This is a genomic window from Rheinheimera nanhaiensis E407-8 (genome assembly GCF_000296695.1).
In the GTDB taxonomy this organism is placed as follows: domain Bacteria; phylum Pseudomonadota; class Gammaproteobacteria; order Enterobacterales; family Alteromonadaceae; genus Alishewanella; species Alishewanella nanhaiensis.
The window spans coordinates 1-22,546 of record NZ_BAFK01000023.1; the positions used below are offsets into that span (position 1 = coordinate 1).

Annotated in this window: 27 protein-coding genes and 1 tRNA gene; 13 read left to right on the forward strand and 15 right to left on the reverse strand. The window is 49.4% G+C overall.

Translation table 11 applies throughout. The annotated features are described in order from the left end of the window. Window positions 1–171: 171 nt before the first annotated feature. Window positions 172–870: a DUF3581 family protein gene (locus RNAN_RS15470; protein WP_008223489.1), complete on the reverse strand. Its 699-nt coding sequence runs from the start codon at window positions 868–870 to the stop codon at window positions 172–174. 169 nt (window positions 871–1,039) lie between these two features. Here RNAN_RS15470 and RNAN_RS18780 point away from each other — a divergent pair, with 169 nt between their 5' ends. Together RNAN_RS18780 and RNAN_RS15480 are read left to right on the forward strand one after the other, a co-directional pair. Further along, entirely contained in the window at window positions 1,040–1,480 is a 441-nt protein-coding gene (locus RNAN_RS18780) for a SulA-like leucine-rich domain-containing protein (protein ID WP_008223491.1), read from the forward strand. Between the two features lie 97 nt (window positions 1,481–1,577). Next, entirely contained in the window at window positions 1,578–2,054 is a 477-nt protein-coding gene (locus tag RNAN_RS15480) for a YchJ family protein (protein ID WP_008223494.1), read from the forward strand. A 31-nt stretch (window positions 2,055–2,085) separates the two neighbouring features. Here the strand turns inward: RNAN_RS15480 and RNAN_RS15485 are convergent, their stop codons facing one another. Then, entirely contained in the window at window positions 2,086–2,589 is a 504-nt protein-coding gene (locus RNAN_RS15485) for a VC2046/SO_2500 family protein (protein ID WP_148275762.1), read from the reverse strand. Between the two features lie 95 nt (window positions 2,590–2,684). On the opposite strand from RNAN_RS15485, the gene RNAN_RS15490 reads away from it, so the two are divergent. Together RNAN_RS15490 and RNAN_RS15495 are read left to right on the forward strand one after the other, a co-directional pair. Beyond that, a tRNA-Tyr gene (locus RNAN_RS15490) sits at window positions 2,685–2,769 on the forward strand. Between the two features lie 172 nt (window positions 2,770–2,941). Beyond that, window positions 2,942–4,573: a tetratricopeptide repeat-containing response regulator gene (locus RNAN_RS15495; RefSeq protein ID WP_008223497.1), complete on the forward strand. Its 1,632-nt coding sequence runs from the start codon at window positions 2,942–2,944 to the stop codon at window positions 4,571–4,573. Window positions 4,574–4,613: 40 nt separating this feature from the next. Here the strand turns inward: RNAN_RS15495 and deoC are convergent, their stop codons facing one another. Together deoC and RNAN_RS15505 are read right to left on the reverse strand one after the other, a co-directional pair. Continuing rightward, complete coding sequence (deoC, locus tag RNAN_RS15500; RefSeq protein ID WP_008223501.1) at window positions 4,614–5,339, reverse strand: deoxyribose-phosphate aldolase; 726 nt, start codon at window positions 5,337–5,339, stop codon at window positions 4,614–4,616. Window positions 5,340–5,583: 244 nt separating this feature from the next. Further along, complete coding sequence (locus RNAN_RS15505) at window positions 5,584–6,264, reverse strand: M48 family metallopeptidase (protein WP_008223502.1); 681 nt, start codon at window positions 6,262–6,264, stop codon at window positions 5,584–5,586. A gap of 112 nt (window positions 6,265–6,376) precedes the next feature. Between RNAN_RS15505 and xthA the strand changes: the two genes are divergently transcribed. After that, window positions 6,377–7,183, forward strand: coding sequence for an exodeoxyribonuclease III (gene xthA / locus RNAN_RS15510; RefSeq protein WP_040552336.1), 807 nt, complete (start codon window positions 6,377–6,379; stop codon window positions 7,181–7,183). A gap of 35 nt (window positions 7,184–7,218) precedes the next feature. Here the strand turns inward: xthA and yfbV are convergent, their stop codons facing one another. After that, window positions 7,219–7,665 (reverse strand): terminus macrodomain insulation protein YfbV, encoded by a 447-nt coding sequence (gene yfbV / locus RNAN_RS15515; protein WP_008223507.1) that lies wholly within the window; start codon window positions 7,663–7,665, stop codon window positions 7,219–7,221. A 581-nt stretch (window positions 7,666–8,246) separates the two neighbouring features. Between yfbV and RNAN_RS15520 the strand changes: the two genes are divergently transcribed. From RNAN_RS15520 to RNAN_RS19550, 4 genes are read left to right on the forward strand one after another with little or no spacing between them, the layout of a single operon-like run. Then, complete coding sequence (locus RNAN_RS15520; RefSeq protein WP_008223510.1) at window positions 8,247–8,600, forward strand: ArsC family reductase; 354 nt, start codon at window positions 8,247–8,249, stop codon at window positions 8,598–8,600. Continuing rightward, complete coding sequence (gene dapE, locus RNAN_RS15525; protein WP_008223512.1) at window positions 8,597–9,730, forward strand: succinyl-diaminopimelate desuccinylase; 1,134 nt, start codon at window positions 8,597–8,599, stop codon at window positions 9,728–9,730. Before RNAN_RS15520 ends, dapE begins: the two co-directional genes overlap by 4 nt. After that, window positions 9,727–10,410, forward strand: coding sequence for a M15 family metallopeptidase (locus RNAN_RS15530; protein WP_008223513.1), 684 nt, complete (start codon window positions 9,727–9,729; stop codon window positions 10,408–10,410). Before dapE ends, RNAN_RS15530 begins: the two co-directional genes overlap by 4 nt. Next, window positions 10,407–10,616, forward strand: coding sequence for a DUF2897 family protein (locus RNAN_RS19550; RefSeq protein WP_008223514.1), 210 nt, complete (start codon window positions 10,407–10,409; stop codon window positions 10,614–10,616). The genes RNAN_RS15530 and RNAN_RS19550 overlap by 4 nt, the downstream gene beginning before the upstream one ends. Here the strand turns inward: RNAN_RS19550 and yejK are convergent. Then, window positions 10,567–11,613, reverse strand: coding sequence for a nucleoid-associated protein YejK (gene yejK, locus RNAN_RS15540; protein WP_008223515.1), 1,047 nt, complete (start codon window positions 11,611–11,613; stop codon window positions 10,567–10,569). The two genes, RNAN_RS19550 and yejK, sit on opposite strands and share 50 nt — an antisense overlap. 70 nt (window positions 11,614–11,683) lie before the next feature. On the opposite strand from yejK, the gene RNAN_RS15545 reads away from it, so the two are divergent. Continuing rightward, on the forward strand, window positions 11,684–11,908 hold the full coding sequence (locus RNAN_RS15545) for a YejL family protein (RefSeq protein WP_008223516.1): 225 nt from the start codon (window positions 11,684–11,686) through the stop codon (window positions 11,906–11,908). A 6-nt stretch (window positions 11,909–11,914) separates the two neighbouring features. Further along, window positions 11,915–13,444 carry a DUF3413 domain-containing protein gene (locus tag RNAN_RS15550; RefSeq protein WP_008223517.1) on the forward strand — a complete coding sequence of 510 codons (1,530 nt, stop codon included), beginning with the start codon at window positions 11,915–11,917 and terminating at the stop codon, window positions 13,442–13,444. On the opposite strand, the gene RNAN_RS15555 is transcribed toward RNAN_RS15550, so the two are convergent. After that, complete coding sequence (locus RNAN_RS15555; protein WP_008223519.1) at window positions 13,441–13,728, reverse strand: hypothetical protein; 288 nt, start codon at window positions 13,726–13,728, stop codon at window positions 13,441–13,443. The two genes, RNAN_RS15550 and RNAN_RS15555, sit on opposite strands and share 4 nt — an antisense overlap. A 132-nt stretch (window positions 13,729–13,860) precedes the next feature. On the opposite strand from RNAN_RS15555, the gene RNAN_RS15560 reads away from it, so the two are divergent. Then, a complete protein-coding gene (locus RNAN_RS15560) occupies window positions 13,861–14,070 on the forward strand; it encodes a DUF2061 domain-containing protein (RefSeq protein ID WP_008223521.1) in 210 nt (69 codons plus the stop codon). Here the strand turns inward: RNAN_RS15560 and rlmF are convergent. Then, on the reverse strand, window positions 14,063–15,043 hold the full coding sequence (gene rlmF / locus RNAN_RS15565; protein ID WP_237739939.1) for a 23S rRNA (adenine(1618)-N(6))-methyltransferase RlmF: 981 nt from the start codon (window positions 15,041–15,043) through the stop codon (window positions 14,063–14,065). The genes RNAN_RS15560 and rlmF overlap by 8 nt on opposite strands. An 83-nt stretch (window positions 15,044–15,126) precedes the next feature. Here rlmF and RNAN_RS15570 point away from each other — a divergent pair, with 83 nt between their 5' ends. Continuing rightward, the gene (locus tag RNAN_RS15570; RefSeq protein WP_008223524.1) at window positions 15,127–15,960 is read left to right on the forward strand and encodes a CvfB family protein; all 834 of its coding nucleotides are present in this window, start codon (window positions 15,127–15,129) and stop codon (window positions 15,958–15,960) included. 54 nt (window positions 15,961–16,014) lie between these two features. On the opposite strand, the gene RNAN_RS15575 is transcribed toward RNAN_RS15570, so the two are convergent. The 7 genes from RNAN_RS15575 to RNAN_RS15605 form a co-directional block, all read right to left on the reverse strand. Continuing rightward, on the reverse strand, window positions 16,015–17,256 hold the full coding sequence (locus RNAN_RS15575; RefSeq protein ID WP_008223526.1) for an SAM-dependent methyltransferase: 1,242 nt from the start codon (window positions 17,254–17,256) through the stop codon (window positions 16,015–16,017). Then, window positions 17,253–18,002: a DUF1365 domain-containing protein gene (locus RNAN_RS15580; protein ID WP_008223528.1), complete on the reverse strand. Its 750-nt coding sequence runs from the start codon at window positions 18,000–18,002 to the stop codon at window positions 17,253–17,255. The genes RNAN_RS15575 and RNAN_RS15580 overlap by 4 nt, the downstream gene beginning before the upstream one ends. Next, entirely contained in the window at window positions 18,002–19,258 is a 1,257-nt protein-coding gene (locus RNAN_RS15585; protein WP_008223530.1) for an NAD(P)/FAD-dependent oxidoreductase, read from the reverse strand. Before RNAN_RS15585 ends, RNAN_RS15580 begins: the two co-directional genes overlap by 1 nt. Window positions 19,259–19,299: 41 nt before the next feature. Next, complete coding sequence (locus RNAN_RS15590) at window positions 19,300–19,740, reverse strand: nuclear transport factor 2 family protein (protein ID WP_008223533.1); 441 nt, start codon at window positions 19,738–19,740, stop codon at window positions 19,300–19,302. Beyond that, the gene (gene phrB / locus RNAN_RS15595) at window positions 19,740–21,158 is read right to left on the reverse strand and encodes a deoxyribodipyrimidine photo-lyase (RefSeq protein WP_008223536.1); all 1,419 of its coding nucleotides are present in this window, start codon (window positions 21,156–21,158) and stop codon (window positions 19,740–19,742) included. The genes RNAN_RS15590 and phrB overlap by 1 nt, the downstream gene beginning before the upstream one ends. Before the next feature lies 1 nt (window position 21,159). Then, complete coding sequence (locus RNAN_RS15600; protein ID WP_008223537.1) at window positions 21,160–22,101, reverse strand: YbgA family protein; 942 nt, start codon at window positions 22,099–22,101, stop codon at window positions 21,160–21,162. 146 nt (window positions 22,102–22,247) lie between these two features. Next, complete coding sequence (locus tag RNAN_RS15605) at window positions 22,248–22,544, reverse strand: integration host factor subunit alpha (RefSeq protein ID WP_008223539.1); 297 nt, start codon at window positions 22,542–22,544, stop codon at window positions 22,248–22,250. Window positions 22,545–22,546 lie beyond the last annotated feature (2 nt).

Genomic DNA, 22,546 nt, shown 5'->3' on the forward strand with positions numbered 1-22,546 from the left:
GTCTTTTTAAAAGATTTTTGCAACCTAACTTAACTCACCCGAAGCACCCAAACCGCAGCACCCAGCTACGCGCCCCGCATGACATGCGGCGCGCATTATAGGCCGTTTTTTAAGGGCCGCAAGCGGGACATACAGAAATGACGATCATATGGCGATTAATTAACCAACAGCTCAGGCCGCGACCTTACGGCTATTATATTCAGCCACCATTTGTTGCATCTGGCTCTCATCGTAGGGCATCAGATTACTTAAAATCATGCGCTTCTCGCCTTTGCCAATTTGCTCGCCCTGCTCACTTAACGCAAATTCCAACAATGCATTACCTCGCTTCCCCTCGACAGATAAAGAGGAAGCCGTCAGGCGCAGTTCCACCTTATATTGCGGTAATCTAAAAAAGCTTAACGCCATGCTTTCGTATATCACCAATGGCCGTTGTGGGTTAATCATAACCTGATGCTGCTGCATCAGTGGCTGTAATATATGAGGGAAATTCTGGCCAGAGAATTTCACATAATCACGGATCAATGGCTCTATGACACTCAGGTCATGCTGACTCGCGCCACTGTGCTGCAAAGATAAGTATGTTTTATCCTGGCTATCACAAATCGTGATCAGGTTTGGTTGCTCTTTGCATTGCAGTAATACGTCTGCCGCTACCATGCCAGAAAACTGACAACTAAGTTGCTCAGTGATACCGTAGCGCGTTAACAAATAAGCAAATAGCAGGTCTCCGGGCACGCAGAAACGTTTAGCGTCCTCATCGTGTATCGGATTGAAATCCGTCGCAACCTGCTTAGCAAATTCACTAGCCTGTTTACGGCTAAAGCTGAAACCTTCAGCATTCTGATTCACGTATTGTTCTAGCAGCATTCGCTTTCAACTCATGTAACTAATAAGCGTGCCATTGTACTCAAATTTACCTTATGAATGGTCTAGCCAGTAAATATGACTCACTTAGCGTCATTAATTGCTTGCTTTTCGCACAAAGCCAAACTACTGTATATGCATACACTGTACAAATAGACATGTAGAGGAAGCTATGTATAACCACCTATCCGGCATCTCGTTAAATAACGCGGCAGAATCTTTAGTAACTCTGAGTAAACCGTCACAGGCAAGCTATATGGCTGGCAGCGCTAGGGCTGACGATACACAAGATAATTTACTGCAGTTATTGAAACGCTCTGAAAATACACCGGGCTGGATCTTACTGATAGCACCCAACAACTTACCCAGTAAAAGCTGGCTAACACGATACCAATTGCCGCTAAATAAGATACTGGTGATACATGAAAAACAGATATCTGACCTTAACGCCACCTTAGTACGCGCATTAAGCTCAGGCACTTGCCAGCTAGTGGTAAACTTTGCCAAGGCATTATGTCCAGGTGCATTGCCGTGTTGCCAGCAGCTGGCCAAAGTAAACAATGTACTTTTTTATCAGGCAGAGCAGCTCTCTGGCATGACACTGCCACACTAACGACTAAAGAGTGAATTAAGACGTAATAGCGGCATGCCGACAATAAGACTACGCTAGGGTATGATACCCCGTCTTATTCTATAAATGAGCGGATACTATGTTGTGCTATTGTCACTCAGGGCAAGACTTCAGCCTTTGCTGTCAGCCGCTATTAACAGGTGCCACAGCGGCGCAAACCTGTGAACAGTTAATGCGATCTCGATACAGTGCTTATTGCAGTCACGAAATAGCCTACATTTTGGACACCTACCATCCATCTAAACAGCGGGAAAATAGCCTGGCAGCCATTAAGCAGTTTGCTGACAGCTGTCATTTTATCGCGTTACAGGTAAACAGCAGCGAGCAAACGGATACCGGGGGCTTTGTTGATTTTACCGTGCGTTATTTACAGGATAATGTATTACAGCAGTTCAACGAGCGCTCCCGTTTTGTTTATGAACATCGCTGGTATTACCTTGACGGCATTCTGACAGACGCCCCAGCAATAAAAATTAGCCGTAATGACAAGTGTCCGTGCGGCAGTGGTAAAAAGTTTAAGCACTGTACTGCGCATATCCCATCGGGCCAGATGTAAACGCTGAAGTACGCATCTGCAGAGTACCATGTTATGCCGCTTTATTTTGATGCAGCTGTTGTAACACTTCATATAACGCAGTGGGATCAGCCGGCATTTTATGAACGGCTTCAGCGGTTAGATGACGACGGGCATGCAAACTCAAATTCCGCCACACATCGCCTCTGATACGTTTTTGTTCATCAAACTGTGCCAGCGGCCCAGGGTTAAGATAACTGGTTAACTTTAACTGCGACATGCCCCCATGTTGTAATGCAATACTATGTTGCAACAACCTATCGAGATCCCCGTCTTGTAACGCAAAGCGGCGTGCTGCAGACGTATCTATCCCCAGTTGTTGACGCAGTCGGTCGGGCTTAGGTTCTGTAACAGGCTCTGGCGTATAAAATTGAGCGGCTTCTTCTACCTCTGGTGACAACAACGATAAATACAGCGCAAAATCGGCCCTGTGCGCCTGATGCAATGCCTGATTTAGCTTTACATCTAGCTGCCATTCATTAATTACCATCGGCTGAATATGTCCTTCATCACGCAATGAAATGCCTTGCTGCAATTATCGGCAGTCAGATAAAAAAGTTTAGTAAATGGCTTTACATCAAAAGTCAGTTTGATAATATGCCGTCCACTCGTGGAGGGGTTCCCGAGTGGCCAAAGGGATCAGACTGTAAATCTGCCGGCACTGCCTTCGAAGGTTCGAATCCTTCCCCCTCCACCATTTCACTTCTTTACTGTCATTATTTATCCCCCTCGTCTTTCAGCCCCTCAGCAAATTTAGTACAACACCAGATTACAGCTTGGTTTTCTTCTCGGAAAAAACTAATTATCTTGCTAAAGCGGCCGATATTTCCGACACTTAGCTTAATTAAAATTAGTTTTTTGTGGTGCTGATGGATAACAAGACGCTTGAAAATCAACGCGTGCTCATCGTTGACGATCAACGTGCCTTTCAACTGATGTTTAAAGGTATCTTGTACTCTATGGGCGCTACCAATGTCGCCTTTGCGCCAACCGGTGAGCAGGCGTTAGCTAAATGCGCCAACATCAACTATGACATCCTGTTTGTTGATTACCATTTAGGGATCGGCAAAAACGGCAAACAATTGCTGGAAGATTTGCGTGAGAAAAAACTTCTGGCGCCACACAGCATTTTTATGCTGGTTACCGGCGAAAATACCGTACCCATGGTGATGAGTGCCGTGGAGCTGGAACCGGATGATTATTTAGTTAAACCCTTCTCACAAAGTGTATTGCGCAGCAGGATCCAACGCATTCAGCGCAAGAAAACTCAGCTATCAGCAATTTATCAGGCGCTCTATGATGATGAAGCCCAGCATGTAGTCGAGCTGTGTCAGCAGGAGTTAAGCACAGAGAGCCGCTATCAACAGTTTTGCCGCCGGGTATTGGTAGAAAACCTCCTGGCGTTAAAACGCTACGCGGAAGCTGAACAAATATTACAGAGCAGCCTGTCTCAGCGCCGCAACGGCTGGGCCCTGTTACTGCAAGCCAGATTGTGTTTTGAATTACAGCGGTTTGATGAAAGCCTGTTGTTATGCCAGGAAGCGATTGAGGATAACCGCTATTTTGCCGAAGCTTTCGATATACAGGCGCAGAATTACCTGGCCCTGGGTAACCTGGATGCGGCCTTCAGCAGTATACTCGCGGCAGCCGAAATAGCCCCCTACAGCATGAACAGACAATATCTGGTATTGGAAATTGCCCGCCAGCTCGACAACCTGCCGCAACAAGTACAGGCCAGTAAACAATTGTACGAGATTACCAGGCGATCTATTAAGCAGGACATCATGCACCTGCTTAATTATATCCGCACCGTGATCGATGCCGCCGTACGCACTACAGATCCAGCGCAGCGTAACCGCTATTTGCAGGAAGTATCACTGGCGCTGCAACGGGTAAAGCGTGATGAGGGTATGACACGGGAAATCAATTTTGAGCTGTTCGAAGCCTTGTGTCAGGCCAGGCTGGAGTCATTAAGTGGTGCGCAGTATCAGGCGAAAAAAACCTTTGCCGCCGTGGCAGATCAGTTGCCCGAACAGCATCAGATTTTACCGGATGCCATATTTCTGCTAAACCAAATCGGTGAGTTTGAGCAAGCCAATACGTTGACCAAACTGCTACCGGCAGAGCTGATGAAAAATCCCCTGTTAAAAACCCTGTTTAGCGAGCAGCAACAGTTTGTTGATGAAAAACAGCAGCAGTTTGGTGAGCTGAACAAAGCCGGCATTAACAGTTATAAAGAGGGTAACTTTAGTGCCGCGATCAAACACTTTGAAGCGGCACTGGACCTGGCACCGATGAATACCGGCTGTGCACTTAACCTGATCCAGGCTTCTATCCAGCAACTGAACAAACAACAGAAAAATAAATCCAGAGAGTTGTTTGAACGATGCAAAAAAACCTTCCGCATCGTCGACAACATGCCGCTGCCGGAACATCACCGTATACGTTACAAAGAGCTACTGCAGCAATTTGATAAACTACGCGACGAGTTCAGACGCTAATTTATCAGTTCCAACGTTAACCAATAAGTTCTGCCGTTACTCACTTGACTGCCAACGCCTGAGCAAGCTCTGTAGCCAGCGTACTGGCGCCAATGCGCATGCCTTCTGCCGTTGCCACGCGCCCGGTAATATCTTCATACCATTGCACCAGCTGAAGTGCCTGTTGCAACGTTCTTACGCCACCGGATGCCTTAAACCCAACTTCTCGGTCTGCAGCTGAGATGACGGTCAGCATAATACGGGCGGCTTCCTCAGTAATACCCACCGCTGTTTTACCGGTTGACGATTTCACAAAGTCGGCGCCGCAGTCAATCACCAGCTCTGTCGCTTTAGTGATTTGCTGTGCCGTTAACAACTCACCAGACTCAATAATCACTTTTAAACACTTGCCCTGGCTTTGCTGGCGCACATCATATAAAAAATTTTTTACATAGCCCTGCTCGCCACGCAGTAAGGCTTTATAAGGCAAAACACAGTCAATTTCATCAGCGCCTAACATCAAGGCCTGCTGGATCTGCTCGCACACCAGATCTGTGGCCAAATCGCCAGACGGGAAATTGACCACTGTGGCCAGTTTAGCTGGCACTTTAAAGCCCGGCCACTGCGACAAGGTTTGCAAATATTGCGGATACACACAGTAAGCTGCCGCAGACAACTGCGGTAAGCTATTAAGCCAGCTGTCAAAACCGCTAACCGTATCGTCGTCTTGCAAGCGGGTTATATCAAGAAGCTTTGCCAGTTGTTGCAGGCGTAAAATATTGGTCATAACCTAGAGTCCAAAAGCAATGCAGCCATGCCGGCTGTCTGATTATCATAAGTGCCCTGTTGCTGGCGTGGAGCTTAAACCAGGTCAGGCTGGAAAAGCAAAATCCGCTTTAGAAAAAAACTGAAAAAAATTTTGAATTATTTACCCCAGCCATCGTCATAAGCTTCAGTAGTTGTTAGGTGATACTGAATCTCTCCTGTTCCGATGTCCTAGTGTTTACGCCGGCTTAACCGCCGGCGCTTTTTTATATGTTCATCCAGTACTGATTTTGCTTTAAGAACTCGGCCGCTTCTCTGGCTTTAGGATAATGCTTATGCACCAACTGCCAGAACTTTGCTGAATGGTTCAAATGGCGCAGATGGGCCAGTTCATGTACCACCACATAGTCTGCGACCCAGCAAGGCACCATCATTAAACGCCAGTTGAAGCCAAGCTCCGCTTTACTGTTGCAATAACCCCAACGGCTTTTCCAGTCACCGATAACAAACTGTGTTGCTGTCAGTTTCATTTCCTGCTGCCAGTAGGCTAAACGCTGGCCAAACCACTGCTGTGCTTGCTGTTGATACCAGCGTTTTATCTGCTTGCGGGCATGCGTCCCGAGGTTTTTCGCCTGGCAACGCGATGACAGGCTTACCTGCAGCCTGTCGTCAACCAAACGAACGTCAGACTGTGTCGAGACCTGCACATTCAGGGTTAACTGGCACTGCTGAAATGGCAGCTGTTTAAGCGCCAGCCAATCCGGTGCCACTTGTGCTTTGGCGTACTGTAGGTGCTTATCAATCCAGGGCTGCTTCGCAACAAGCAGGCGCTGAATATCGGCCTCACTGATGCCTAAGGGAGCCCTCACTGTCAACTGGCCCTGTTTAATCTGTAACGCCACACTGCGACGTTTTGCGCTGTACACCAGCTGATAAGACACTGTCATCCGACGCCACTTTGCGGCCATATTCAATAGCGGCTATTGTGCCATAGCCGGCGATAAAGTGTTATCATCCGGCCACTTTGCCAACGTATCAGTTTATGGGAACCGCCAGTTAATGAAAATTATCTCTTTTAATATCAATGGCATTCGCGCAAGGCTACATCAGCTACAAGCCTTGATTGATAAACATCAGCCAGACATCATCGGTCTGCAGGAAATTAAAGTACATGACGATGAGTTTCCGCTGGCAGAAGTGCAAGCCATGGGTTATCACGTTTATCATTTTGGTCAGAAAGGCCATTATGGCGTGGCAATGCTAAGCAAGCAGCCAGCGACGACGATGCAGTACGGTTTTCCGACGGATGCAGCGGATGCACAGCGCCGTATGCTGATTGGCCGTTTTAGCCTGGCCGATGGTACCCCTGTCACCGTACTGAACGGGTACTTTCCGCAGGGCGAAAACCGCGACCACCCGATAAAGTTTCCGGCCAAAACGAAATTCTATGCCGATTTACAACAGTATTTGCTCACCCATCACAACCCAACCGAGCATCTGGCGGTGATTGGTGATATTAATATCTCGCCTGTCGATTTAGATATTGGTATCGGTGAAGCCAATGCCAAACGCTGGTTACGCGAAGGCAAAACCTCGTTTTTGCCGGAAGAACGCGCCTGGTTACAGCAGTTAAAAGATTGGGGACTGGTAGACACCTTTCGGGCACTGCATCCGGATGTCAGCACCCAATACAGCTGGTTCGACTATCGCTCAAAAGGCTTTGACGACAACCGCGGCCTGCGCATTGATGTGATTATGGCAACAGCACCGCTGGCACAGCGCTGCATTGAAAGTGGTATCGATTATGAGTTGCGCGGGATTGAGCGCCCTTCCGATCATGCCCCGGTCTGGTCTGTATTTAGCTAATGCTGGCCAGGCTAAGTGGTTGTAGCCCGTTGCGGCTATAACCACTGGACAACAAAACTTTTATCCAGCTGCTGATAGGCTTTTTGCAATAAAGCCGCTAAATCTTTGTAACGCCACGGCTGTGACAGTGGCTTTAGCTCAATCCCCTGCTGCTGCATTTTCTGCCGTACTTGCTGGTACCAACTGGCAACAGAGGGCGGCAAAGGCGTAGCGGCACGCACACCTAACCAGTACCAACCCTGCAGCGGCACAGACGCCACCAACAGCATGCTGGCGACGATCTGCCCCAGATGTTCGTTACCCAGATACCAAAACTGCAACAGTGCCACCAACAGCGCCATCAGCGGCAGCAGTTTGCTACTTAAGGTAGTGAATAAAATTACCTTATTCTCAATGAAAATACTGTTCAGCTCCGGCTTTGCCGGCCATAGCTTACTGTACTCCCGGCCAGCTTTCACGGTAGCGTATAGCGGATACTGCATGGTTAAACTCCCATTCTCAGCTTGTTACAACGATAGCACAAAACAGCCTGTATTACCTCTGCCGCGTTCTTCGACACCGCGACAACCGTTACTGCGCTGCGCTTTTGTCAATTAGCAAAGGCTAAACTGGTGTTTTATCGCCTGCCAAGCTGATCCGTTAGCTTAGTTGCTATTCATAACGTGAATAAGCTGCTGTTTTCGTCATTTTCTACTTAAGAACAACTGCAGTGAAAACAAACAAAAAACATGCCAACCAAACTAATTATTAAAAAACAATAGCTTAAATAAATTAAACAGCGTTACACACAAAGTTATCCACAAATTCTGTGGACAACACCAAGCAATACACTACAGCATCTGAAGCAAAATAAGCCTGCTAATTAGTTATAAAAATGCCTATTTCGGCAAAGTTTAATGTAAAAGACACAAAAATAACGCATTGCTGTAATATTGGCGTGTATTTGCGCCTGTTTAGCCGGTTCTGTGTTATAACGCAAAGGTATTACGCAACACTTGGTTGTTCAGTTTGCAAAAGGTACACTTTGCCGCACATCCGATAATGCTAGTGAGAACGCCCCTCTATGACCACGCTGTACGGTATTAAAAATTGCGATACGATAAAAAAAGCCAGAGCCTGGCTGGAGCAGCTGCAAATCCCCTATCAGTTTATTGATTATCGCCTGGATGGTTTAACTGCTGAGCAACTGACAGAGTTTGCAAGGCATTGCGGCTGGCAGAACCTGCTAAACACCCGCGGCACCACTTACCGCCAGTTAAGCGAGGCTGATAAAGCCGGCATAAACGAGCAAAAAGCGCTGACCTTGATGCTGGCACAACCGACTATGATTAAAAGGCCTTTGTTGGTGCATAACAACCAGTACTTGCTGGGCTTTAAACCTGCTGACTATCAACGCCTGTTTGGAATATCTGCATGAGTGATGTTATTGAACTTACGCGGGAGCTTATCGGCCGCCCGTCTGTTACGCCGGAAGATGCCGGCTGTCAGCAGTTAATGGCGCAGCGCCTGGCCGCTGTCGGCTTTGACATTGAAGTGATGCACTTTGAAGATACGTTAAATATGTGGGCGCGCCGTGGCAGTAACAAGCCGGTTTTTTGCTTTGCCGGCCACACCGACGTGGTGCCTACCGGCCCGCTGGAGCACTGGCACACGCCGCCGTTTGAACCCACGGTGATCGGCGATACCCTGTATGGTCGCGGTGCGGCCGATATGAAAGGCAGCCTGGCAGCGATGATCGTGGCCACTGAGCGCTTTTTACAGCGTTACCCTACGCCAAAATTTGACCTGGCGTATCTTATTACCAGCGATGAAGAAGGGCCTTTTATTAATGGCACCAAAAGGGTTATTGAAACGCTGGAAGCCCGCAATGAGAAAATCACCTGGTGCATCGTCGGCGAGCCATCCAGCAGTAATAAAGCCGGTGATGTAGTGAAAAACGGTCGCCGCGGCTCGCTTACCGGCAACTTACTGGTCAAAGGCATTCAGGGCCATGTTGCTTATCCGCAGCTGGCAGAAAACCCGGTGCATAAAGCGGCCGCAGCGTTAGCAGAGCTTGCTGCCGAGCACTGGGATCAAGGTAATGCCTACTTTCCGGCCACCAGTTTTCAAATTGCTAATATCCATGCCGGCACGGGCGCGTCTAACGTAATCCCGGGTGAATTAAAGGTAATGTTCAATTTTCGCTACAGCACCGAGAGCACTGCAGAGCAATTGCAACAACGGGTAACTGCCTTACTGGACCGTCACGGCTTAAATTACAGCCTTAACTGGACGTTAAACGGGTTGCCCTTCCTGACCGATAAAGGCTCGCTGGTCGAAGCAACGGTAAAAGCGATATATCAGGTGCAAGGCTTCGAGCCACGGCTTGAAACCAGCGGAGGTACCTCTGATGGCCGCTTTATTGCTCCCACCGGTGCACAGGTAGTTGAACTTGGCCCTTGTAATGCCACCATTCATAAAGTAAACGAATGCGTGTCAGTAACCGATTTAGAGCAACTGACTAAAATGTACGAAGCGGTACTGGAGCAACTTGAGCTGAGTTTATGATCCTATGCGATGAGGCTGTGCTTACCGGCTTAACCGAGCGACACTTAGTGCAAAACGCACAAGGCGTTAAACTGCATGCAGAGGTTGCTGCGCCTTTTGCGGCCTTGTGCGCTGCAGCACTGCGTGACGGTATCGCCATTCGCGTAGCATCATCCTTTCGCTCTTTTGAGCGTCAGGCGCATATCTGGCAGGCTAAATTCAGTGGCCAAAAACCGGTGCTTGACCAAAATGGCCAAGCAGTCGTCATTAAGCAACTAGCTGGGCTGGCCAAACTTGAGGCAATACTGCTGTACTCTGCCCTGCCTGGCGCCAGCCGCCATCACTGGGGCACCGATCTGGATTTATATGATGCAGCGGCGGTAACTGCAGACTACCAACTGCAACTGACACCGGCTGAATATGGCACCAACGGGCCTTTTTACCGCTTAGCCTGCTGGCTTAACCAGCATAGCGCCCGCTATGGCTTCTTCTTGCCATATCAGCGTTATCAGGGCGGTGTAGCCGCCGAGCCGTGGCACTTAAGTTATCAACCGGTCGCTTGCGAATACCTGGCGCAATTTAGCCCGGCACTGCTGAAACACTGCTTAGAGCAACACCCTATAGCTGGCCAGGCGTTGGTGTTAACACACCTTGACGCCCTGTATCAGCGCTACATTAGCAATATTTGCCCACCACCATGAACTGGCCACTGTTTTGGGCGCTGTTGCTGGCTTTTGGTGTTGTGATCAGCAATATCCTGCTGGTAAAGCATCTTGCTAAGATCAAGCTGCCGCCAGCGAAAGTTAACGCTGGCGCTGATAAAACCAAAAAGGCGCAACAAATAGCGCAGACCGAGACTACTCAGCACCCGGCTCAGCACGATCAAACGCCGAGTAACCCTGAATAAAACGTTGCAGCTGATCGCGCAGGTTCGGTGGAGTCCCTTTAATTAGTAAGGTATCGCTATGCGGATCATACTGCACACGATCACCCAGCAGTTTTTGTTCGAAGCTCAGTGATAAACCTGCGCCCTGACCGCTAAATTTTATCAGTTTTTTCAGCTCTTTTACTTCAACCGGAAACTGCTCGGCTACCTGCAACTGCTGCTCCTGGCAATAGCGTAAAAACCCTTGTTGCTCCTGCTCGTCAATCACGGCCGACAATTCGGTTAATACCACGTCTTGCCCTGCCTTGGCGCGCTCTTCGCAGTAACTGTATACCTGTTTACGCGCATCGTTTTTCTCTGTGCTGTCAAAATCAGCAGCAGCAAAATACTCTTCGACACTGGCCAGTACCACTTTGCTATTGGCTTTAGCATCGGTGCCTTCCTCACAACCGAGAAAGTCGAGAAAGAAGTCGGCGACTTTACGCCCGGCCCGGCCACGGATAAAACTGATGTATTTGCCCTGCTCCGGCGAGCTTTGATACTCGGTTAAATCAATGCGCGCGGCTAACTGCATACGGGCAATATCTAAATGGCGCGACGTTGCCAGCTCCAATTCCTCGGTTAAAGAGAAATGGTCCTTACTGCCCAACAAACAAAACAGCAGATAGTCGCTGGCTAAATAGCGGTAATGACAAATCAGCAAATAACCGCTTTCCGGTAATTGGTGCGCTTGCAGCTGCTGCTCCAGCGCCGCGGTGGCCGTATTGGCCAGCACCATAAAGTCACTGTTTTGTTTTTGCCAGTCGCCCAGCACCGAGGCCACCTGCGGATCTTTATCAGCACTAAAGGCCGCATAACCTTTGGCGGGTTTACCGTTATAGGCCAGATGCAATTGCTCTACCAAGTGTGCCACGGCGGCGGTAGGCGTAACCAAGGCTGGCCGGTAATGCGCTTTACTTAACGCTTGTTCATCCAGTTCCAGATAATTAATCGCCAACTGCTGCACATCTACAGACATAACTTTTCCTGTTTAAAATGAATTCTGATACTATTCTACCTGTTTACACCACATAACTTGCGGATAATTCATGCCAATTGTATCAAAGTATTCTACCGCGCAGATTGAGAAACTGGTTAATCAGTTGCTGGATGTGTTGCACAGCGAAAAAGCCACTACCGAACTTAGCCTGATGTGTCTGGGTAATGCGATTAGCCATGTCGTTAATAGCAGTGTACCGCCAGCACAGCGCCAGGCCGTGGTCAGTCATTTTAATCAGGCATTAGTGGATGCCGTTAACATTAAAGCTGGCTAACACCCTATGGTGCTGGAAAACAACCTGTCGCTGGTTAAAAAAGTTAACCGCCTGCTGAACTGGGGCCACTGGTTCTGCTTTTTTAATATTCTACTGGCGCTGGGTATCACTTCGGTGTACTGGTTGTCGGAACCCCTGCCTGCCACTTTGTTAGGTCAGTTATATCTGCCGCTGAATTGGATAGGCCATACTGCCTTTTTGTGTTTTTTATTTTTTATCTTAACCATTTTTCCGGTCTCGCTGATCTTCCCTTACCAGCGCCACGTGCGTGGCCTGGCCGCCGTGCTGGCCAGTTGTGCGCTGGTAGTGTTGATTTTTGATGCCTATGTGTACGCCCATCTGGGGTATCACATTGGCAGTGCGTCTTTAGAGCAGGCAATAGATTTACTGCGCCAGCAAATTGTGACGAACCTGCGCAACTTTGTGCTGATCGTACTGGCCGTAGGCGCCATCCTGCTGGCGTTGCAACTTACTCTGAGCAACTACTGCTGGAAAAAAGTGGAACGCTTAAAACAAACCGGTATCGGCGGTATTGCCTTAACGGTGTTTATTGGCAGTTTCAGCTTAAGCCACCTGATCCATATCTATGCGGATGCTAACTTAAATTATGATGTGACCCGCCAGGATAATGTCTTACCACTGTCATACCCTGCTACAGCAAAAACCCTGTTAGCACGTTATCAATTGGTCGATTTAAACCGCCGGGCACAGTTGCAGCTGGATAAACTTAACCTGCCAGCCAGCACAGGCTCAAACAACGAACTCTATTGCGAAGCCACCCGGCAAGGCGCAGCTACAGTAGTGATTATCAGTGCTGTGCTAAATGAACAGCACCAGCCCGTACTGCGAAGCCTGAAGCTAAAACCACTGGAGCAGCATTTTGCTCCGACACAGGCGAGCGAGGCACTGTTAAACCTGGTTTACAGCACCTTTAACACTGAACAACAGCAGGCGCTGGGCAGTTTGCAGCAAGCACCCGGTTGGCTTAACCAAACAACGGCGCAAGGTGTCAGCATAAGCCGGCAAGATAGCACTGAGCTGCCACAGCTTCCCTGGGTAGCGACAGGTACGCCGGGGCAATTTGCCATCGTGTTTGATAACAGTCCAGAGCAGCATTTGGCGCTGTATCAGCAGTACACTAATGTGCTTTTGTTATCACTTAATGCCAGCTCTGCGCAATTTCGCCTGGCGCCGGTACCCGCCTGGAGTAACTGGTCGGCACTGCACCAACTGCAACCACACAGCGTAACGCAGCACTTAGACATAGTGCCGACCCTACTGGCGCAGGCCGGTTGCAACGACCATGCAAGCTGGCTGGGTGACAACCTGCAAAAGCCACTGAGCTTACCTAAGCTGACCATCAGTGGCGATGAAATTATCAGCTTTAAAAAAGATAAAATGTTAATACTGCGCACCGATGGCAGCTTCGGGGTATGGTCAGCCGGCACCCTGCTGCCACTTAACGAAAAACTCGACCAGCCAATGCTGATTGATGCGTTAAAACGTATCGATACACCGACAGTGGCAACACCCTAGTGCGCGTTGCCGGATGGCCTTTTCGTCGGCCGGCCGGCAAGCTCTAATTCAGCCAGGTGCAGCATATTGGTTAGCGCTATAGGTGCTACCGGCTGTGAAAAGCGCTCAACATAAGCAATAGCCGCCTCTTTTAGCATTTGCTGACATAGCTGATCGTACAAACTGAAATTGTCATAAGCCAACGGCTCGTTCAGCGCAGCCAGGTTAAGCTCACGCTGACGACGCATAAACCATTGCAGCAAAAACTCATACTGCTTTACCTCTAACCACTGGCGCCAATCCATACCTTACCCTTCATTATCAGCTTAGGCTTTACGTATCTATCAAAAATTCCGATTAGCGCAAGCGCATTAATTCACTTTAAACAATAACGAGAACCGCTATCATTTAGCTCATCACAGCTTTAAGGAGTTTTAATGATGACTAAGACCATTACCTTTGCCATTATGCATTTTAGCATAGCATTTTTGGTTACCTATCTGATCACCGGAAGCTTCGTATTGGGTGGTTTAGTGGCCGTAGTAGAGCCGGCGGTGAATACGGTAGGCTATTTTATCCACGAAAAAATCTGGCAGCGTTTGGGCAGCCGCCACACAGCGGCACTACCAGTGAAATACCTTAGTTAACGCCGCTATGATGCAGCAGCTGTTGCCCTGGCGGCAAGAAACTCCAGGCCAGTATGCGGCTGACTTTTTGCCCCTGGCGCATCTCTATAATGCGGTGTTGCGCCGCGCCAACGTTTTTTAATAACGCTTGTAATGGCGTCAGGTGTTTTTGCTGCGACACCAAACTGCTAAACCAGCCTACCTGCTGTTTAAATTGCAGGCTCTCGTTAATCATCTGGCTGATAAAAGCCAGCTCACCGCCGTCACACCACAGCTCATGTGGCTGACCGGCAAAATTACGCTGCTGTGCGCTGTGTGTTTTTGCCAAATTAGCCCACTTGCGTGCACTGGCAGCGCTGGCCTCCGCTGCTGAGGCATAAAACGGCGGGTTACACATGGTAAGGTGAACAAACTGGCCGGCGGCTATCACACCGGCAAAAATCGCTGCAGTTTGCTGCCTGATAATATGCACCCGGCCACGTAATACCGGGTTACTTGCTACTATGGCTTGTGCCGCTTTTACCGCTACTGCATCAATGTCTGAGCCAATAACCTGCCAGCCATAAAAACTGCTGGCAATGATCGGATAAATAAGATTAGCACCAGTGCCAATATCAACCAAGGTAACCTGTTTACCATGCGGAATGACGTTATCCTTACCGGCCAGCAAGTCGGCCAGGTAATGGACATAATCAGCCCGGCCGGGCACTGGCGGGCATAAGTAACCTGCGGGCAGCTGCCAAAACTTGACCTGGTAATAGTGTGCCAATAGCGCCTGATTAAGGGCTACTACTGCTGAATTATCACTAAAATTAATGCTTTGCTCGCCATCGGCTTTAGTTAGCACAAAAGCTGCCAGTGCGGGCTGCGCTTTAATCAGCGCCGCAAAGTCATATTTGCCCTGATGAAGATTACGTGGGTGTAATAACGCCTGCGCTACCATAAATTGCTGGCCTGTGTTACCTAAAACGGCGCGCAGTGTAGCATGGTCCAAGGAATAGTCAGCACTAGCGGCAAAAAAACGCTACAATAGCCGCCATGTTCAAAGCCCTTGGCGGCGTAAATAGTGGATGTCAGATGCTGGCGCTTGGAAAAATAAATCGTTTAACGGTAAAAAAGCAGGTTAAATTTGGCTTTTATCTTGATGGCTTAAGCTGGGGTGAGATCTTACTGCCCAATAATGTCGCCCCCAAAGATCTGCAAATTGGCCAAACGCTGGAGGTCTTTTTATATCTGGATTCAGAAGATCAGCTGATTGCCACCACCGAACGGCCGAAAATAAAGGTCGGTGAAGTCGCTATGCTACAAGTGGTCGCCACCACCAAAGTTGGCGCCTTTGTTAACTGGGGCCTGAAAAAAGATTTGCTGGTTCCCTTTAGCGAGCAGCAACTTCCGCTCAAAGAGGGCCAAAGCTATCTGTTGTACTGTTATGTTGATAACAGTAACCGTATTGTCGCCTCCAGCAAACTGGATCGTCATCTGCATAAAACGCCCGCTCCCTATCAGGCGGGCGATAAGGTTGACATTGTCATCAGTGAGCAAACCGACATTGGCTATAAAGCGGTGGTTAATCATCAGCACTGGGGCGTGCTGTATAAAAACGAAGTGTTTAAACCGCTACGCCGCGGCGACAAACTCAATGCCTATATAGTGAAAGTGCGCGACGATGGCAAAATTGACTTACGCTTAAACGCCGCCACCTATAAACAAGCGCTGGAGCTTACTACTCAAATTCTGGCCAAGCTGGAGCAAAATGGTGGCAAGCTGGCCCTGACCGATAAAAGCTCGCCAGAGCAAATTTACGCCAGTTTTGGTGTCAGTAAAAAAGCCTTTAAGCAGGCCATTGGCACCCTATACAAAGACAAGAAAATCGTCATCGCTGAGCACGGTATTATCTTAGTGCCATCTTAGTCGCAGCGCCCTGACAGCATAACGCCGGCAAATGCCGGCGTTATGCTTGATGGATTAACAATCTCGGTTAGCCGGTTTTGATAACACCAGATGCACCGCACTGGTAGCACGCTCACGAAAGCCGCCTTCGCAATAACACAGGTAAAACTGCCATAAGCGGACAAAATTATCATCGTAACCCAGCTGATGCACCTTATCGCGGGCATGCATAAAGTTGTCACACCAGTCTTTCAAGGTACGGGCATAGTCAAAGCCGATATCCTGCAGGTGGCGCACCACTAAGTCGGTTTTACGGCTGACAGCATCCGTCATGCGGCTGATCGACGGCAGACAGCCGCCGGGGAACACATAGCGCTTAATAAAATCGACTTCGCGCACATACTGACGGTAACGCTGGTCAACGATAGTGATGGCTTGCAGCACCATCAGGCCATCCGGTTTTAATAAGCTGGCGCATTTAGCAAAGTAGGTATCCAGGTACTCCTCACCAACCGCTTCGATCATTTCTATTGATACCAGTTTATCGTACTGGCCTTGCAGGTCGCGGTAATCTTCCAGCAACAAGGTGATCTGCCCCTGTAACCCCAGCGCTGCAATGCGTTGTTTGGCATAGTCATACTGCTGCCGTGAAATGGTGGTGGTGGTGACTTTACAGCCATAATGCTGGGCGGCATAAATGGCCATACTGCCCCAGCCGGTACCAATTTCAATCAGGTGGTCAGTGCTTTTAAGCTGCAGGCGCTGGCAAATCAGTGCCAGTTTATGCTGCTGGGCGCTGGCCAAATCAGCCGTCTCATCCGGATATACCGCGCTGGAGTACATCATGCTGTTATCTAAGAACAGGCGGTACATATCATTACCTAAATCATAATGGGCCGCGATATTCTTACGCGCCTGCGATTTAGAATTTTTATTACGCCAGTTCAGTAGTTTCAACAGCGGCCGGCCAAGCCGGGTAATGGCCGAGTCAAGCTTATCTAATGTGGCCAGGTTAAGGGCGAAAATACGTACCAAAGCGGTTAAATTGTCACAACGCCACCAGCCGTAAATATAAGCCTCGCCACCGCCGACAGAGCCTGACATCACCAGCTTTTGATAAAAGGCCGGATCCACTACGGTAATCACCGCTTTTAATGCCGCCTGTTCATCACCAAAACGCAAGCGCTGATTCCCCTCCACTACGGTGATATCACCGTGTTGCAGCTGGCTGATAAAATCCAGCGCGAATTTGCGGCACAGGCGCTCAAACCAGCTTAGGTTGTCAAATACTGAGGTTTCAGTAAGACTCATTGTCATGCATTGTTATCCTTCGTGTTGGGGTGGGCATGTACCGGCACGCCTTTTAGCAGTAACCTCAGTGCATGCCAGTATATACGTAGCAATACCTGTACGTTTTGCCAAGGATGGCGGATCAACCAGTGCCGTCGCCACGCCCGGCTTAATGTCTGACGCTCAAAATTCATCCAGGCACTGAATACCTGCTTGCCTGCTTTGTGGTTAGCGATACTTAAACGCAGCTTTTGTGCAGGCTTGGCGATCTGCCAGTGGTATTGCATATCGATGGAGTTAAATGGCGATACATGAAACGCTTTGGCATGCTGGTACTGAGTCTGACCACTGACAATAGTTTGCAGATAATAGTGCCGCTCGTTCCAGGGCGTATTGGACACCTCCGCCAGCAAATAGCAAAAATCACCGGCTGCATCAAAACAGTAATACAGCGTAAGCGGGCTGAAATACAGCCCCCAGTTTGCCAGCGGCGTTAACACAAATACCTGAGCGGGCTCAATAGTGCCGCCAAGCTCAGTGACTTTGTCACACACCGCCTGATAAAGACTGTTTGCACCGGGTAGATAATCCCGCCGGCGATAACTTAAGGCTGCAAATTGCTCATAGCCTATACCTGCGCCAGCCAATGCTGCGGAATTAAGCTGCGCAGTGTCCAGATAATACAACGCCACCTGATAGCTAAAGCCATGCTGCTTTGGTAACAGCCTTAGATGGCCAACTTCGCCCTGATACGCTGCATGGCCGCTTAGCATTAATAGTCCACTCCCAGTAGCGCAGCAACGTCTACCGCACTTTTGGCGCCGTCCTCATGAAAGCCGTTATACCAGTAAGCACCGCAAAAGTAGGTATGGTTAACCCCATTTATTTTGCTGCGCTGCTGCTGTGCCGCCAGCGTGTAATGGTTATACACCGGATGGTCGTATTGATATACGCCGAGAATTTTATCTGCCGCTATGGCAGCGCTATTGTTCAGCGTGACGCAAAAGGTCACCGGCGCACTAATGCCCTGCAAAATATTCATGTTGTAAGTTAGGGTGGCTCTATCGTTTATATTGGCATCTAAATTATAGTTCCAGGCCGCCCAGGCACGCTGGCGTGTTGGCAGTAACCGGGTGTCGGTATGCAGCACTACTTCATTTTTCTGGTAGGCAATACCGCCAAGCACCGCCCGTTCATCTTCGCTGGCGGCGTCCCCCAATAGCGCCAAAGCCTGATCGCTATGACAAGCCAGTACCAGTTTATCGTAATGCTCGGTGCGTCCGTCGGCAAACTGCAGCATAACGCCTTTGTCGTCGCGCTGTATCTGGCTGATGCGTTGGCCCAGTTTTACATTATCAGTGCCCAGCTTTGTGCAAAGCGCATCGACATAACGCTTAGAGCCGCCTTTAATGACTGACCACTGCGGTCGGTCGCTGACGTTAAGCAGGCCGTGGTTATTGAAAAAACGCAGGAAAAAACGCACCGGGAAGGCCGGCATTTCAGCCAAACCTGCCGACCAGATGGCGGCGCCCATCGGCATTAAATAGTTATCGCGGATAGCACTGCCAAAATCATGCTTATGTAAAAAATCACCCAGGGCTAAATCGAGATCCGCGTGTTGCTCGGCCAGTAACTTTTTACCCAGTTTGTTAAAGCGCACTATTTCCAGCAACATGCCCCAGAATGATGGCCGAATCAGGTTACGCCGCTGAGCAAATAAGCTGCTAAAAGTGTTGCCGTTGTACTCGAGGTTTTGCGCGCTGTGCTTTACCGAAAAGCTCATAGTGGTGTGCTGATACGCCACGCCAAGCTCAGCAATAAAGCGGTTAAAAATAGGGTAAGTCCAGTTATTAAACACAATAAAGCCAGTATCGATGGCATATTGCTTACCTTCAACTGTTACATCAACCGTCGCCGTATGGCCGCCCAGATAATCATTTGCCTCTATTAAGGTGACATCATGTTTTCGTTGTAACAGGTACCAGGCCATCATGCCCGAAATACCACCGCCCACTACTGCTATGCGCATACTACTTCCTTATTCTTGTTGTGCTTGAGTGCGGCGTTGCTTTAACTGTTCGCCATACGTTGTTTTACTTTGCTGGTCAGCCAGCCAATCACCGGCAAGTGCTGATATACCATCTCACTTAAGTCGTAATAATCACGGTGATAAATAATTTGCCCGTCTTGCCAGCGCAATACGGAACAGCCCTCCACCACGATCAGTTTATCTTTGCTGATGGCAGGATGAGAAAACTGCATACGCCAGCTTAAAAAGCCATGGTTGTCCTGCTCCAGCTTATCCTGACCGATAAACTCACAGTGCGCTAAGCGCTCGTAGGCATGGCTAAAGTACGAGCTTAATGCATCGCGGCCATGAATTTTATGTACCGGATCAATAAACACCACCTGCGGATGGTATAGCTGCTGTAACGACTGCAGGTTTTTACCGGACAGCGCGTTGTAAAACTGTAAAAACTGGTCTATTCGGGGACAGGCTATGGTCGTCATCAGCTTTTCTTTACCTCGGCGAATAAGGCTAATGTATGCTTGCGCGCAATACTATGGTCGACGATGGGTTTGGGATAAGCTTTAACGCCCCCGGCCTTCGCTGGCCAATGCAATGCCGCACCTTGCAGCTTGCTAAGCTCTGGCACATACAAACGGATAAAGTCACCTTGCGGATCAAACTTTTCGCTTTGGCTTACCGGATTAAAAATACGAAAATACGGCGCGGCGTCAGTACCGGTTGACGCTGCCCACTGCCAGCCACCATTATTGGCGGCAAAATCACCATCAATCAGCTTCGACATAAAATAGCGCTCACCCCAGCGCCAGTCGATATGTAAATCTTTCACCAGAAAACTGGCTACAATCATCCTAAGGCGGTTGTGCATCCAGCCGGTTTGGTTTAACTGACGCATAGCCGCATCTACGATCGGATAGCCAGTCTGGCCGTCACACCAGGCCTGAAATAGCGTCTTATCATTTGTCCAGCGGATAGCTGCCGTGTCGGCCTGAAACGGCTGATGTTTAATAAGCTGCGGATAGGCCACCAGAATATGTTTGTAAAACTCACGCCAGATAAGCTCTGACAGCCACACCTCAGCGCCACTTTTTTCCCGCGCCCAGCTCTCTTTAGCCTCCAACTGCAAACGGGCCACACATTGCATGGCAGATATAGCGCCTATCGCCAGGTAAGGCGACAGCTTAGAGGTGCCATCAACGGCCGGAAAATCACGCTGCTGCTGATAATCGGCCACCCTTTGCTGGCAAAAGGTTCTGAGCCTAGTAAGCATCAGCTCTTCCGTTACCGGCCAGTTGGCGGAGCTGTCATCCCCCGGCTGCATAACACTATGCTCAGGCAACTGTAGCGGCGGCTGATTAACTCTCTTAGGCCGGCCAAAACACTGCACACCCTGCTGATGCAGCCGTGCCAGCCAGCTGCGTTTAAACGGGGTAAACACTTTATAAATGTCGCCTTGCTGGGTGCGAATGCTGCCCGGCGGCATAATACACTGAGTGTCAAACTGCACCAGCACGCCCTTGTTGGCACTTAGCCGCTGCGCTACTTTGGCATCACGTTGCTGCTCACGCAGTTCATATTCGGTTTGGGCGAACACCGTTACCTGAAACACTTGGCTTAACTGGCCAAACAAAGCCGGCACCTGCTGATAACTGCTACCCTCTACCGCCAGCAGCGGTATGTTTAGCGCTGTTAGCTCTGTGCGCAGCGCCTGTACCCGCCGGCGGATAAAGTCTTGCTTTATCGGCGCCATATCATGCTGCGCCCAGGTCTGCGGCGTGGCAATAAAGAGGCCAACAAGCGCAGTATTGTGTCTGGCCGCGTGGTCAATAGCACTGCACAGCACAGCGTTATCCAGTGTGCGCAAATCATTTCTGAACCAGACAACAGTTAATGCCGACATCTTAGGCTCGCAGTCCAAGGGTTTCAGGATAGGGGTTGAAATAACGCTGCGCACTGACGTAGCTGTTCGGGTGCTGCTGTAAATGGTGCTGCAGTAAGGTAACAGGCGCCAGCAGTGGCACAAAGCCCTGGCGGTAACGGTCAATCAGGCTGACAAGCTCTTGCTTGGCCTGTGCGCTTAAACCATGTTTTAAAAAGCCCTGTAAATGCTGCAGCACATTAGCATGTTGCTTGCGCGTGGCGATGTTTTTCAGCGCCTGCATCAGCTCCAGCAAATAACGCTGCTGCAGATCTGCTGCTGCAAATAATTTGGCATTCGCCACTAAGCGGCCCAGTTCGCGGTAGGCCACCGGGCTGTGCGCCATCACCAGAAACTTATAACGGCTGTGAAAAGCCACTAACTTAGCGATGGTAAAACCCTCCTGCATCGTTTGCTGATAGTCATAGCAGCTAAATACCCGGCAAATAAAGTTCTCTTTCAGCGCGGGGTCAAACAAGCGGCCATCTTCTTCTACCGGCAGCCAGGGATATTTTTGCATCAGTTGATGGGTAAACAGGCCCACGCCCAGCTTGCCCATTTGCTGGCCCTTGGCATTGAATAACCGCACCCGCTCCATACCGCAGCTGGGCGATTTGGCGCAGACGATATAACCGCTAAGCCCGGATAACTGCGGCAGTTTCGCCTCGGCAAACGCCAGCATCGCCGCAGTGTGATCCAACGACGGGTTGTTACTTTGCACCAGCTGTACTTGCTGAGTATCATCCAGCTGCAGCCGTATCGCCGGCCGTGGTGAGGGCATGCCAATCGCCATTTCCGGGCACACCGGCACATATTGCACCTCAGACGCCAGCTGCTGCATGCAGAAAGCCGAGCCTTTATGGCCGCCGTCAAAGCGCACCTTTTCACCCAGCACACAGGCGCTGATACCTATTTTTACCGTCATAAAGCTTATCCGCTAATTACCTGTGCTACTTACTGAATAACATCACCTTTGGATCGCTATTATTTTGCTGCCTGGGTGCAACTGCATAAAAAAACGGCAAGTCGCTTGCGCCACTTGCCGTTTTTTAAGCCAGGTTAACCCCCGACTTATTTCTTGCTGGTGCCCACCTCAACCCGCGACTTTAATTTTTGTCCGGGGCGGAAGGTAACCACACAACGGGCAGAAATAGGAATGTCTTCACCGGTCTTAGGGTTGCGACCCGGTCGCTCATTTTTAACCCGCAGGTCAAAATTGCCAAAGCCGGATAACTTTACCTGATCACCCGCCTCTAAGGCAGCGCGGATCTCTTCAAAAAAAGCTTCCACTATTAATTTGGCATCGCGTTTGCTAACACCAAATTTTGTAAACAGACGTTCTGCTAAATCGGCTTTGGTAAGCGCCATTC